This is a genomic window from Planococcus sp. SE5232 (assembly GCF_050686535.1).
Lineage (GTDB): Bacteria > Bacillota > Bacilli > Bacillales_A > Planococcaceae > Planococcus.
In genome coordinates this window covers 595695-608477 of record NZ_JBOGCP010000001.1, presented here as the reverse complement: position 1 = coordinate 608477, position 12783 = coordinate 595695, and the positions used below count along the sequence as shown (strand labels likewise).

At 45.9% G+C, this 12783-nt stretch carries 13 protein-coding genes; 3 read left to right on the top strand and 10 right to left on the bottom strand.

Going from position 1 to position 12783, the window contains the following annotated elements:
- Positions 1 to 83 precede the first annotated feature (83 nt).
- From ACRC6Q_RS02910 to ACRC6Q_RS02880, 7 genes are all read right to left on the bottom strand, one after another.
- On the bottom strand, positions 84 to 974 hold the full coding sequence (locus tag ACRC6Q_RS02910; RefSeq protein ID WP_223643556.1) for an NAD(P)-dependent oxidoreductase: 891 nt from the start codon (positions 972 to 974) through the stop codon (positions 84 to 86).
- Positions 975 to 1012: 38 nt separating this feature from the next.
- Positions 1013 to 1561, bottom strand: a complete 549-nt coding sequence (locus ACRC6Q_RS02905) for a Fe-S-containing hydro-lyase (protein WP_223643558.1) — start codon at positions 1559 to 1561, stop codon at positions 1013 to 1015.
- Between the two features lie 11 nt (positions 1562 to 1572).
- A complete protein-coding gene (locus ACRC6Q_RS02900; RefSeq protein ID WP_431465768.1) occupies positions 1573 to 2418 on the bottom strand; it encodes a fumarate hydratase in 846 nt (281 codons plus the stop codon).
- A complete protein-coding gene (locus ACRC6Q_RS02895) occupies positions 2415 to 2942 on the bottom strand; it encodes a PaaI family thioesterase (protein ID WP_431465767.1) in 528 nt (175 codons plus the stop codon). Before ACRC6Q_RS02895 ends, ACRC6Q_RS02900 begins: the two co-directional genes overlap by 4 nt.
- A 65-nt stretch (positions 2943 to 3007) precedes the next feature.
- Entirely contained in the window at positions 3008 to 4348 is a 1341-nt protein-coding gene (locus ACRC6Q_RS02890) for an MmgE/PrpD family protein (protein ID WP_431465766.1), read from the bottom strand.
- 44 nt (positions 4349 to 4392) lie between these two features.
- Positions 4393 to 5187, bottom strand: coding sequence for an enoyl-CoA hydratase/isomerase family protein (locus ACRC6Q_RS02885; RefSeq protein WP_223643567.1), 795 nt, complete (start codon positions 5185 to 5187; stop codon positions 4393 to 4395).
- Positions 5188 to 5218: 31 nt separating this feature from the next.
- Positions 5219 to 6148 carry a hydroxymethylglutaryl-CoA lyase gene (locus ACRC6Q_RS02880; RefSeq protein ID WP_223643569.1) on the bottom strand — a complete coding sequence of 310 codons (930 nt, stop codon included), beginning with the start codon at positions 6146 to 6148 and terminating at the stop codon, positions 5219 to 5221.
- Positions 6149 to 6257: 109 nt separating this feature from the next.
- Here ACRC6Q_RS02880 and ACRC6Q_RS02875 point away from each other — a divergent pair, with 109 nt between their 5' ends.
- The gene (locus ACRC6Q_RS02875) at positions 6258 to 7181 is read left to right on the top strand and encodes an AEC family transporter (protein ID WP_223643571.1); all 924 of its coding nucleotides are present in this window, start codon (positions 6258 to 6260) and stop codon (positions 7179 to 7181) included.
- Positions 7182 to 7192: 11 nt separating this feature from the next.
- Here ACRC6Q_RS02875 and pcaC read toward each other — a convergent pair whose 3' ends face one another.
- Together pcaC and ACRC6Q_RS02865 are read right to left on the bottom strand one after the other, a co-directional pair.
- A complete protein-coding gene (gene pcaC, locus ACRC6Q_RS02870) occupies positions 7193 to 7576 on the bottom strand; it encodes a 4-carboxymuconolactone decarboxylase (RefSeq protein WP_223643573.1) in 384 nt (127 codons plus the stop codon).
- Positions 7577 to 7729: 153 nt separating this feature from the next.
- Entirely contained in the window at positions 7730 to 8761 is a 1032-nt protein-coding gene (locus ACRC6Q_RS02865) for a DctP family TRAP transporter solute-binding subunit (protein WP_223643574.1), read from the bottom strand.
- A 416-nt stretch (positions 8762 to 9177) separates the two neighbouring features.
- Here ACRC6Q_RS02865 and ACRC6Q_RS02860 point away from each other — a divergent pair, with 416 nt between their 5' ends.
- Positions 9178 to 9678, top strand: a complete 501-nt coding sequence (locus ACRC6Q_RS02860) for a TRAP transporter small permease (RefSeq protein WP_223643575.1) — start codon at positions 9178 to 9180, stop codon at positions 9676 to 9678.
- On the top strand, positions 9663 to 10928 hold the full coding sequence (locus ACRC6Q_RS02855) for a TRAP transporter large permease (protein ID WP_223643577.1): 1266 nt from the start codon (positions 9663 to 9665) through the stop codon (positions 10926 to 10928). Before ACRC6Q_RS02860 ends, ACRC6Q_RS02855 begins: the two co-directional genes overlap by 16 nt.
- Before the next feature lie 555 nt (positions 10929 to 11483).
- Here the strand turns inward: ACRC6Q_RS02855 and ACRC6Q_RS02850 are convergent.
- The gene (locus ACRC6Q_RS02850) at positions 11484 to 12782 is read right to left on the bottom strand and encodes an amidohydrolase (protein ID WP_317851929.1); all 1299 of its coding nucleotides are present in this window, start codon (positions 12780 to 12782) and stop codon (positions 11484 to 11486) included.
- Position 12783: the final 1 nt, after the last annotated feature.

Sequence of the window (12783 nt, the reverse complement as noted above, 5' to 3'; positions counted from 1 at the left end):
ACCCCTTAAACACGTTCCCCTTTAACTGCAGGAAAGAATAATTGCATTTTATCATTAAAAACCACCTTCGAGTATTGGGTTGATCAGGACCCTTTGATTTCCACAGCGAACATGTCTTCGATATATTTCACAATGGCGGTATGGTCCTGATCACCGCCGCCCTGGGACCAGGCATGCTTCCAAAGTTGGAACGATGCACTGGAAATGAACATCGGCACTTTTTCTTCCTCCGCCATCGCCATCGCAATCTTCAGATCTTTGACCATCAGATCCAACGTAAAGCCAACTTCGAATTTCCGCGTCAGCACTTGATTGGGAAATTTGAAGTCACTGGAAAAGCTTCTGCCGGTGCTGGCGTTGATAACGTTCAGCATCTTTTCAGGATCAAGACCTAATTTGACGCCAAGTGCCATCGCTTCTCCCGTAGCTGCTAATGTTGTTGCGGAAATCATATTGTTCAACGCTTTTATGGTATGGCCCGCCCCTGCTTCGCCGACGTGAAAAATATTGGCTCCCATGCATTCAAGCAGCGGTTTTGCTCTTTCGAAGTCTGCTTCCTCGCCTCCGACCATGATGGACAAAGTGCCTTCTTCCGCTTTTTTGACCCCACCGCTCACGGGGGCATCAATCATCTTCAGATCTTTTTCTTTCAGCAAGGCACTCAGTTCTTTTGTTACTGAAGGAATGGACGTCGTCATTTCAATCAGCAGGCTGTCTGAATTCATGCCTTCCATCAACCCTTCCGGACCAGTCAACGTTTCTTTAACAATGAATACATTCGGCAAGACTGTCAGGATGTATGAATATTTTTCTGCTAAATCTGCGGGGCTTTCAGCTTCTTTTGCACCAAGCTCCACGAATTTTTGGACGAACTCTTTATTGACGTCAAAAACACCCACTTCGACTCCTTGCTCCAGCAGCCTTTTCACCATACGGCCGCCCATATTGCCCAACCCGATAATTCCTGCTTTCATCCATGTTGCCCCCTTTTTGGGTATCTTGTCGACTATCCTCATTGTTTGTATTTCGCAACGCCATCCTTATAAATATCACCGCCATGGATATCATTGATGACAAATACCGGAAAATCTTCAATGGTCAGTTTCCGGATAGCTTCTGTACCCAGATCTTCATAGGCGACCACTTCCGCTTTTTTGATTGAGCGGGCAATCAGCGCTGCAGCACCACCGACAGCACCGAAATAAACCGCTTTGTGTTGGAGCATGGAAGTGATGACCTCTTCACTTCGATATCCCTTGCCGATCATTCCCTTCAATCCTTTTTCAAGAAGAGCCGGCGTATACAGATCCATTCTGCCGCTCGTCGTCGGTCCCGCCGAACCGATCACTTCTCCAGGTTTTGCAGGAGTCGGCCCCGTGTAATACAAAACCTGGCCATCCAGCTCCACCGGAAGCGGTGTTCCATCTTTTTCCTGTTCCACCATTCGCTTATGGGCTGCGTCCCTTGCTGTATAGACGATACCGGAAAGCAATACGCGGTCTCCTGCTTTCAGCGATTCGATGTCTTCGTCTCGTAAAGGCAGGTTGATTTTCTTCTGCATGCACTTTCACCTCACTTCAGTTTAATCGTTTGGTGGCGGCTCGCATGGCAGTTCAAATTGACAGCCACCGGCAAAGCCGCAATATGGCAGGACTCGAGTTCCACTTTTACATCCAGTGCGGTCGTGCTGCCGCCCATTCCTTGCGGGCCGATGCCGAGGCGGTTGATTTGTTCCATCAATTCCAGCTCAAGCTCTGCAACTGCCGGATCTTCATGGCGCACCCCTAAAGGGCGGAACAATGATTTTTTCGCCAAAAAAGCGCAGCGTTCAAAATTTCCGCCGATTCCAATGCCGACCACCAGCGGCGGACAGGCATTCGGCCCTGCTTCTTTAACGATGGATAAAATATAATCCTTAATCCCTTCCATTCCATCAGATGGCTTGAGCATCTTCAATGCACTCATGTTTTCGGCCCCGCCGCCTTTAGCTGTCATATGGAGAGTCAGCTCTTCCCCTTCAACCAAATCGATATGGACAATGGCTGGCGTATTGTTTCCAGTATTTTTTCGGTTCATCGGATTGTAGACCATGGAATTTCTTAAATAGCCTTCTCCATAACCTTTTTCCACCCCTTCATTGATGGCATCCACTAATCTTCCGCCAACAATATGGCAATCCTGGCCAACCTCGACCATAAACACTGCAGTCCCGGTATCCTGGCACATGGGCACCCTTTCGGCCTTGGCAATATCTGCGTTATCAATCAGCTGCGTCAACACTTCCTTGCCGGTTTCTGAACGTTCCGTCTGCAATGCCTGTTTAAATGCCGAGTAGACATCTTCTCCAAGATTGTAATTGGACTCCATGCACATGGCTTTTACTTCTTCCACAATAGTTTCGTAAGTAATCTCATTCACTTGTCTCCCTCCTTCCTTTTTGATGCACCACTGATATAAAAGGTACCCAGCGCTTTCGCGACTAATTTCCCCGAGACATCGTGAATCGAACATTCAGAAACGACCGTGCTTCTGCCTTGCCTTAAAATGAGGGGAGTCGCAATTAAACGGGAACCTTGCCCTTTTTCAATAAAATTCACTTTCAGCTCCAAAGTGAAGACTTTTTCACCTTCTGTTAAATTCTGCAGGATACTAAAACCGATGGCGACATCGGCCAGTGTATAAATGGAACCGCCCTGTGCCACACCATAAGTATTTTCGTTCTGAAACCCCAATGCCATCTCTGTCGTACCGTTCTGATTCTGCACCATCCCTAAAAAACGCCCAAAAAAATGCATGGGTACAGCATTTCCGGTTGAATCAGCCTGCGGCTCCTGCAAGAGCGACAATAAATAGGCAGCCTGCTCCAGTTCAATAGGATTGAAGGATTCCAATTGCTTTTGCAGTTTTGCGATTTCCAGTTTTTGCTCACTGTTTTGTTCCATAAAGACGCCCTCTTTGCATGAATTCTTTTTATCCTGCTTCCGGTTCAATCGCGGTAAAAACCGTTTTACAATGTATCCATCAGATCACCGACATTCTCTGCTGATTCTAAGTCCATCAAGCTCTCCGCTAATGCCTGCCGCTGTTCAGTAGGTAACTTCGTGGCCATTCCCATGAATTTTTCAAGCAGTTCTTCTGAAGTCACCGCATTTTCAGGGTCGCCTTTTGGAAAATCAGTTTGCTTGCTGATTTTCTCCCCATTCTTCAGCAGAACACTGACTGCAGCTCCCCACTGCTTCGGATAACCGTTATCAATTGCGGGATCCGTGTGGACATTGACTTTTTTCACCAGCGATCGAATATCTTCATCCCATAGCTTATCTCCATTGAAGTCATCCAGACTCGCACGGCCATTCAACAAGGCCAATGCCGAACAGAATTGGAGGCTGAATTTAGCAGCATATTCTGTCTGTGGATCAGGATCATCTGTAATCGTAAGCGCAACCTGATAGGAATCCACTTCCACCGATTCGATTTCGTCCAATGCGGGGTTCTGCTCCTTAAAGACATCGATCAGTAGATCGACAGCATGATGGGTATGGCGGCATGAAGCATGGATTTTAAAAGAATTCTCCAGAATCTTGAACTCCTGACCCAGGTTTTCGGTTATTCTTGAAGCATCATGTTCCTCACTCATCGCATTAAAAAAGCCCCGGTCGCCTTCAAGTATCTTTTTCGGTCCCGTAAATCCTTTTTTTGCCAATAAAGCGGCCATTGTTCCGTTCATTGCCGCTTTTCCAGTATGCAACTGCTTGGTCATCGCTCCATCGACGATGAATTCCCATAATCCCGCAGCCTGGGAACCTGCATTTCCTAAGGCGCTGACCATTTCATCTTCTGTTAAACCGAGCAGTTTTCCGGCCGCTGTTGCAGCACCAAAAGTGCCGCATGTAGCTGTATTGTGCCAGTAGTAATAATGAGAAGGCGATACCGCTTCCCCGATTCTAAAACAGACTTCATATCCCGCCACTACTGCCGTGATCAGTTCTTTTCCGCTAAGCTTCTTCCATTCCGCAACCGCAAGTGCCGCAGGAATAACGACCGTTGCCGCATGTACAATGGACCCTTTATGGATGTCATCAAGTTCCATTACATGACTTGCTGCTCCGTTCACTAAAGCCGCATGAACGGCACTGGATTTTCCTCCAGTGACCAGTTTCGCCTGTTCAAAGCCACCCATTTCATTGACTAAATCGCTGACCATTTGAACTGGGCTTTTATCCGACCCCGCAATCGCTGACCCAAAATAGTCAAGAATGCACAACTTCGTAAACTCTACGACTTCTTCCGGCAACTCATCGTATGAAAGTTCTAAGCTGTACCTCGCCAATTGTCTGCTTAACTCCATTTTAGGTTCTCCTTCCACTAATGCGCTACAGCATCAGCACTTTGTTATTTCCCTTGCCATTCCGGCTTCCGTTTTTCATTGAAGGCCAAAACACCCTCGAGGCGATCCGCTGAATTTGCACATTTATAATATTGATCAAGTTCAATCGACAGGGCCGTATTGATGTCCGTATGAAGGCCGGTAGAGATGGATTTTTTGATGGATTGCAGGGATAACGGCGCATTTCGCGCAATTTCCTTCGCCACTTCCAGCGTCTTCGGCATCAGCTCCTCTTTCGAAAAGACGCCATTTAGAATGCCGATATCCACTGCTTTAGCTGCATCCACCTGGTTTCCTCTAAACAACATCTCTTTTGCCAATCCGACTGGAATCGCACGCGGCAATAATTGCGTTCCGCCTACACCCGGGATGATGCCGAGTTTCACTTCAGGCAATCCCATCTTGGCGTGTTCCGCTGCATAGCGGAGGTCGCAGCTCAGCAGCATCTCCATGCCGCCGCCTAAAGCAAAGCCATTGACGGCTGCAATGACAGGAAACTTGAAGTTCCGCAGCAATTCATAAGCATCTTCAAAAATGTCATGCTGCTGTTTCCATTGTTCATTGGTCATCCCTTTCCGTTCCTTTAAATCCGCACCTGCACAAAAACTTTTTTCTCCTTTGGCAGTGAGCACCAGAACCCGCAATTCCTTTTCCTGCTCCAGTGATTTCAGGCAGTCAACCAGCTCGATGCCCATTTTCGTATTCAGCGAGTTCATCGCCTCCGGCCTATTCAATTCAATCACAAAGACGTTTTCATTACGGTGTTCGTCAATTAAGTTCAAGGTTTCCCAATTGGCCATGGTCGCATCCTCCAAATCATCTCTAAAAGTTCTATTTGTTTGCCGGAACTGGATATTTCCGGTCGTAGGGGCCTGCTTTCAGAACGTAGCTGGGTGTTTCGTGGCCAACATATTGTTGAAGCGTTCTTGAAGCTGCCATCAATTCTTCAAGTGACAGCCCGGTCTCGATTCCCATGCTGTGCAGCATGTGGACCACATCTTCTGTGCAGATATTCCCTGTCGCACCAGGGGCAAATGGGCAGCCGCCAAGACCGCCTAAAGAAGCATCAAAACTCGTGATGCCGGCCTGCATAGCCCCCAGCATATTGGCAAGCCCCATGCCTCTTGTATTATGGAAATGAAGATTGAACGATTGTTCCGGAAATTTGGTTGTCATCTCCGACACCAAATCGTAGACCTGCTGCGGATTCGCCATGCCGGTGGTATCTGCGAGCGTAATGGTCTCTACATTCAACGGCACCAATTGCTCGAGGATCCACTGGATTCTGTCCTTGCTCACTTCACCTTCAAACGGACAGCCGAAAGTCGTGGCAACCGATACATTCACTAACATTGCATGGTCTTCGCAATAAACAAGAATTTCTTTGAGATCGTGCAATGATTCTTCTGTACTTTTCTGCACATTTTGCTGGTTATGCGTATCGCTTGCCGAAAAGACGAAATTCAATCTTTCTACACCTTTTTCCTGTGCATTCTTTGCTCCCTTTAAATTCGGGATTAGGGCAATCAGTTCGAGTTGATTCGCTTCTTTTGAAATCAACTCAAATAGTTCCCCACTGTTTGCCATTTGCGGAACCAGCTTCGGATGGACGAAAGAACCGAATTCCACTGTTCGAAGATTGGCTTTCACCAATTGATCAAATAAGGCTTTTTTCTCGTCCACCGTCAGTACTTTGTCTTCCAACTGCAGTCCATCCCTTAATACCACTTCGTTTATCTTCACTTTTTTTGGCAGTTTCATTTTGATTCACCTCAGTCCCAAAATTGATTGGTATAATTTTCTTAATGGTGTATATTGTACAGAAACAAGAATCAGGCAGACTGCTTAATGAATGGAAGGAGAGAGTGTTATGGAGATTTTCAATATTTTCTTGAATATCATCGTCCCCATTCTCATTTTGATTGGACTTGGGGCATTTTTGCATTTGAAATTCCATTTTGATTTGAATACGCTGGCAAAAATCAATATTTATTATTTAGTGCCAGGATTAATTTTTATCCGTCTTTACGAAACTGATTTGGCTTTAGAAATGTTTTTTAAAGTATTGGTGTTTTTTATTTTTTTGTCTTTATTTTTGTATTTTGTATCCAAGTTAATCAGCAAGCTTCTCGGTTTCAGCAAAGGGCTCAGTATCGCCTTTTCACATAGTTCTTTGTTCTACAACTCAGGAAATTACGGCATTTCCGTTAATGACTTGGCATTTCGCCAGGATCCGATCGCTATGGCGGTCCAGGTATTGGTCCTTACTTTTCAAAACTTGCTGGTCTATTCCTACGGCATTATCAGCTTGCAGCGACTGGACAAGTCCAAGATTAAGGCTACCGTCCCTTATTTTAAAATGCCGGTGCTTTATGCGATGTTTTTCGGTCTCATACTGAATGCCTTTGACCTAACACTTCCGCAATTCTTGTACACACCAGGCTCTTATATTGCAGATGCCTTGATTGCATTGGCTCTTTTGACCCTTGGTGCGCAAGTCGTTCAACTGAATTTCACTAAGAATATGGTTACTGTTTACTTGAGCGTAGGTGTCAGGCTCATCATCAGTCCGCTTCTCGCCTTTATCATCATTCAATTTCTTAACGTCGACACCATCACAGCTCAAGCGATGTTCATCGCTTCCGCCGTTCCAAGTTCCGTAAATAGTGCCATCATTGCACAGGAATACGAAAATGAAACTGCATTTGCGGCTCAAGCTGTTCTTGCATCAACTATTTTCAGCGCTTTATCCGTAACTATCGTCATTTTCCTATCGCGGATCCTCTTTGTTTAAGAGGGAGTGAATTATTGCTCTTTATCCATTTCATCAAATACTTCTTTTGCTGTCCGGAAGCTATCAATCGCCGCTGGTACACCGCAATAGATGGCGGCCTGCAGGAAAACCTCCTGAATTTCGTCTTTTGTTAAGCCGTTATTGATAGCTCCTCTGACATGCAGCTTCAATTCATGAGGCCGATTCAATGCCGTAATCATAGCGAGATTCAGCATGCTCCGTGTCTTTTTCGGCAAGCCTGGCCGCGCCCAAATCTCTCCCCAGCAATACTCCGTCACCAATTCCTGCATCGGCATATTAAAATCCGTCGCATTCTGGATCGATTTGTCCACATATTCTGCGCCCAGTACACTTCTTCGTATTTCCAATCCCTGCTCAAACTTCTCTTTGTTCATATTCCATTCTCCTGTCTGTTAGTTATTTTTTCTTTTTCTGGATGCCAAGCGGTGAAAAATTCTGTATTCAATCAATGCTTATCTTTAGCCGGATATTAAACTGAAAAAAGCTGGCTATGGTGACAGCCAACTTTTTTCAGTTCTCTTCAAGTATTATTGGCCTGCTGCTTCACGCGCCGCTTCGTATACATCTGCGCCGATTTCATCTTCGAACTCATCGTAGATAGGCTCCAATGCTGTACGGAACTCTTCGATTTGTTCTGGTGTCAACTCGATGATTTCAACCAGCCCTCTTTCACGAATCAATTCGAGAGCTTCTTCGTTCAGACTTGTTGCTTCCTCACGTGCCACCGCTGTACCTTCATCCAAGCCAGCCTGCACTATCTCTTTTGTTTCATCATTCATGCTTTCCCAGAACTCTGTATTCGTGAAAACAGCATAATCTACACGCGTATGGTTCATGATTGTCATGTAATCTTGAACTTCATCAAATTTCTTGGATTCGATATTGCTGAATGTATTTTCCTGTCCCTCAACTACTCCTTGGTCCAACGCTGTGTAAAGTTCGCCGAACGGAATGGACTCAGAGCCCGCTCCCAAAGCAGAGTAGATAGCTTCCAATACTTGGCCGCCTTGTGTACGGAATTTCAGCCCCTGGAAATCATCCGGTGAATCGATTGGCCGTTCGTTGTTAGTGATATGCTTACCACCGTTCGGCCACATTGATAATCCAAGTACGCCATCGCTTTCCAGGCTCCCCAAAATCTCCTGGCCTTTTTCGCCATCCCAAAATGCAATCGCCTCTTCATCGTTATCAAACATAAAAGGAAGAGCCGGCACATTGAATTGCGGATTATTTCCGACAAACTTCGTCAAATCCGGTGCAATGAACTGAACATTATTCGAGGCCAGATTCTGGTATTCATCCTGATCTCCGAACAACGAACTATTTGGATAAATCTCTACTTCGATAGCGCCATCGGATTCTGTTTCAATATACTCTTTCATAGCTAAAGCACCTTGGTGTTTCGGTGTATTCTCAGCGACTACGTGAGAGAATTTGATCGTCATCTCCTGGACACCCTCTGCACCGCCTTCTCCACCGGTCGCTGCTTCATCACTGCCACATGCGGATAATACAAGTGCTGACATCAAAAGTGACGTGGATAGAATATACTTCTTCATCTAAAGAACCCCCCTATTGGTTTTTGGACCTGTGCCTACTTAAAACATTTTTGTAAGGGCTTTCATTTTGGAGCTGCACCTTCCTTTCTTTCAGCCCTGCTCTCCGTGTTATACAAAAAATTTTAAGCTGCTCTCCTTCAAATGAATTTTGGATACAACTCACAACAAAATTAGCATATAAAAAAATGATTGTAAAGATAAATTTGAATATTCAATTTTCATATACGCTAAAATTTTACTTCAATTAGTAAAAAATAACCTGTATTTATAAAGCAGAGAGGATTTTATTGACACTAATTACCCACTTAAACTTTTAGTCAATTCTAAATTTTCACTTGTTATTCGATAAAACTTGTATTATGATTTGACTAATTCTTTTCGTATCCAAAATACAAAATAGGTAAAGGAGGATTCAAATGAAATACTTGAATTATATTGAAAGCGCTTTCTCCATTGTCTTGTTCTTGTTTGGAATCGGCATCAGCCTCTACTCGGTCTTCATGCGCTATATTATGGGGAGCTCGCAAAGTTGGGCAACGGAAATCTATACCATGCTCTTAGTTTGGGCCATTTTCATCGGTTTCTCTTCCGCTTTAAAAGAAGATAAGCACATTGCGATCGATGTACTTTACGATCGATTCGGTCCTAAAATGCAGCATTTCTCCCAAGTGCTCACTTTGGTGGTCGGCGCAGCATTCAGTGTTTTCATTATTTGGACTGGAATGGACATGGTGACCACAGCTTACAGCCAAGATATCAAAACCATTGATGTCGGCTTCCCGATCTGGATCAATTACTTGATCATGCCAATTGCAGGAACCTTGCTGTTTATTCGTTTTTGTGAAAAAGCTTATCGATACTTTGTCAAGAAAGAAAATGTTACGGGCGGAGGAGATGCAGAATGGAAGCAGCAGTAATTGTAATCGTCTTACTTTTCGTATTTGCTTTCTTACGGGTGCCGATTGCCATCAGTTTGGCAGTATCGAGTATTGTCGGTCTCTACATGGTGGACTTTTCATTGAATACGGTGATTCAGAGAATGTTCACTGGAGTCAACAGCACCACTTTGATGGCGATTCCCGGATTTGTTTTCGCTGGATTGATCATGGCCAAAGGCGGAATATCCAAATACTTGATCGAATGCATCCGTTCCTGGGTGGGCCACACTAAAGGTGGCTTATCAGTGGTCACCATCATCACCTGCATGATTTTTGCTGCGATTTCAGGTTCAAGTCCAGCGACTGCTGCTGCGATCGGTGCCATTATGATTCCGATGATGGTCAAAGCAGGCTATGACAAAAGCTATTCAATGGGACTGGTCGCTGCCGCTGGTACATTGGGGATTCTGATTCCACCTTCAATCCCGTTAATTCTGTACGGTTCAGTTTCTGAACAATCCACAGGCAGATTATTTTCTGCCGGGATACTTCCTGGACTGTTACTTGGGCTAGCTTTAATCATTTATGCTGTTCTTGTAGCTTACCGGAAAAATTACGGTGGCTTGCCGAAGGTTCCTTTAAAAGACCGGTGGCGCCCTACACTGAAAGCTACTTGGGGTCTTATCATGCCGGTTCTTATCTTAGGCAGTATCTATACGGGGATTGTCACCCCGACAGAGGCCTCATTTGTAGCTGCATTATATGCCATTATCGTATCCATCGTTATCTATAGAGAAATGACCTGGTCTCAATTTATCGAAATTACCAAGGAGTCCATCAATACCACCTCGATGATTTTCCTGATTATTGCAGCTGCCCTGGTTTTCGGGATGTTCCTGACGACTGAACAGGTTCCACAAGATTTTGCCGCCTGGGTCAGTGACAGTGGCTTCAATAAATGGACATTCTTGCTGATCGTCAGTATCCTGTTCTTCGTTCTTGGAATGTTCCTGGAACCGACAGCCATCATTTTAATTACGCTGCCGATTTTGCTGCCGATCATTGGAGCATTGGAAATCGATGTCATCCACTTCGCCATCATCATGGTAGTCAATATGGAGTTGGGAATGATCACACCACCTGTTGGACTCAATCTCTTCGTTGTTAGCGGGATAACCGGTGAAAAGGTCGAACAGGTCATACGAGGTGTTGTCCCATTCTTTATGATCTTTATAATCGTTCTGATCCTGATTATCATCTTCCCTCAAATTTCCTTGTACCTAACCTGAATTTCATCAAGTATGGCTATCGAATAGGTATTGGCATAAAGAAAGACGGCAGGAAATACCTGCCGTCTCAGAGTATAGACAAAGCCTGACCAAAATGTATAGCAGTGCATAATCCCCAACCAGTCCGGCCACTTCGCTTTCCGTGGGCTCAGCTTCAGCCTCCTCGTCACTGGAAAACCCATGCTCCTGCATCGCTGCGCTAGCTTCGTCGCAAAGGCTTGGCCTCATAAGTTTCGGCCAATGCCTTTCCTGCGGGGTCTTCAGCTTTCATCGCTGCGCTGCTCCCACAGGAGTCTTCGTGGCCAGCCCGCTTGGAAGCGTATTGCTTCAATCAAAGAGAGAAGCTTGCTAGTCTGTTCTAGAAAAAATAGTCCCAACAAATCTAGAAAATCCTTCACTCAAGGATCCGGAGCGCCAGGCGGCGAGTTCGCGGAAAGCGTCCGCCTGAAGCGCAGGATCCGGTATAAACAGGATCAAATGTGTATTCATTCTTTAAATGACATCAATATTCTTTTGTCTACAAGCTCAGACGGCAGGAAATACCTGCCGTCTTTTTCATGCTTTGCTTAGTTTCAATGCGGAGCGGTACAGTAAGTCGACAGCTGCCAACATTGATGCTTCATCAAAATCGAACCTTTCGTTGTGGTGGCCGGCTGCTAAGTCACTGCCGACGATGCAATAGGTGGCCAATCCACCATGCGCTTTTACCTGTTCCATATAATAGGTCGCATCTTCGGACCCTGCCGAATCAGTGGACCAGTCAATGGTGTTGGTGAAGTAAGGTGAGCTTTGGGCAACTTCATGCAAGCTTTCAACCAGCTCTTTGCTCGGAATGCTGCTTTTGGCTTCGCCCACCACTTCTGTAGAGACTTCGACGCCATACATGGCTGCAGCTCCTTCAAGAACTGCAAAAGCCTGTGTCCGGATGTAATCATTGATTTCAGAAGTTTCTCCGCGGGTTTCAATTTTCATATGAGCAGCTGCCGGAATAATGTTGCGTCCAGAACCTGCGTTCAACACGCCGACATTGACACGCGAAGCTCCAGCCGAGTGGCGGGGAATCCCGTGCAGTCCAAGCACAGCAGAAGACGCGGCCATCAACGCATTGCGCCCTTCTTCCGGCTTGCCTCCCGCATGAGAAGCCACGCCTTTGAATACCACATCCATCTTGGTGGTTGCCAGGAAACCGGCATTGCCGGCTACAAATTCACCTGTTGGAACACCGGTTCCAAGGTGCATGGCGATGAAGACATCGACATCGTCAACAACGCCTGCCGCTACCATTGATTTCGCTCCACGCGTACCTTCTTCTGCCGGCTGAAAAATCAGCTTGATCGTTCCGGCCAGTTTATCTTTGTTGTCGATGAGTATTTTCGCAAATCCAAGCCCAATCGAAGTATGCCCATCATGCGCACAAGCGTGCATCTTATCTGCGTTGACCGACTGGAAGCCATGATCGAATGGAATATGCCCTTCCGCCAATTCCTCTTGGATATCAAGAGCATCCATATCAAAGCGGTAAGCCAGCACCGGACCCGGTCTTCCGGTTTCAAGCACAGCGACAATCCCCGTCATGCCATCCTTGAAGTTCGGCAGCCATTTTGGATCAGCGCCGTTCTCTTGTGCCCAGTTATAATGCGCCTCCAGAACTTCTTGGCTGGGAACACCCATCCGCTGATCGGCTTTCATCACTTCCCCAGCCATCTGCAGCGGGTAGCCAAGTTCAGCTAGGCGGCTGGCGACAAGTGAAGCGGTACGCATTTCCAAGAATCCGGATTCCGCATGCTTATGCAAATCCCGCCGCCAACTGACCATCTCCTCCTGCAGCAGTTCGTCGATTAATTTCTCTGTCACT

Coding starts and splice junctions, on each gene's coding strand:
- ACRC6Q_RS02910 (WP_223643556.1), bottom strand. CDS start 974: ATGAAAGCAGGAATTATCGGGTTGGGCAATATGGGCGGCCGTATGGTG.
- ACRC6Q_RS02905 (WP_223643558.1), bottom strand. CDS start 1,561: ATGCAGAAGAAAATCAACCTGCCTTTACGAGACGAAGACATCGAATCG.
- ACRC6Q_RS02895 (WP_431465767.1), bottom strand. CDS start 2,942: ATGGAACAAAACAGTGAGCAAAAACTGGAAATCGCAAAACTGCAAAAG.
- ACRC6Q_RS02890 (WP_431465766.1), bottom strand. CDS start 4,348: ATGGAGTTAAGCAGACAATTGGCGAGGTACAGCTTAGAACTTTCATAC.
- ACRC6Q_RS02885 (WP_223643567.1), bottom strand. CDS start 5,187: ATGGCCAATTGGGAAACCTTGAACTTAATTGACGAACACCGTAATGAA.
- ACRC6Q_RS02880 (WP_223643569.1), bottom strand. CDS start 6,148: ATGAAACTGCCAAAAAAAGTGAAGATAAACGAAGTGGTATTAAGGGAT.
- ACRC6Q_RS02875 (WP_223643571.1), top strand. CDS start 6,258: ATGGAGATTTTCAATATTTTCTTGAATATCATCGTCCCCATTCTCATT.
- pcaC (WP_223643573.1), bottom strand. CDS start 7,576: ATGAACAAAGAGAAGTTTGAGCAGGGATTGGAAATACGAAGAAGTGTA.
- ACRC6Q_RS02865 (WP_223643574.1), bottom strand. CDS start 8,761: ATGAAGAAGTATATTCTATCCACGTCACTTTTGATGTCAGCACTTGTA.
- ACRC6Q_RS02860 (WP_223643575.1), top strand. CDS start 9,178: ATGAAATACTTGAATTATATTGAAAGCGCTTTCTCCATTGTCTTGTTC.
- ACRC6Q_RS02855 (WP_223643577.1), top strand. CDS start 9,663: ATGGAAGCAGCAGTAATTGTAATCGTCTTACTTTTCGTATTTGCTTTC.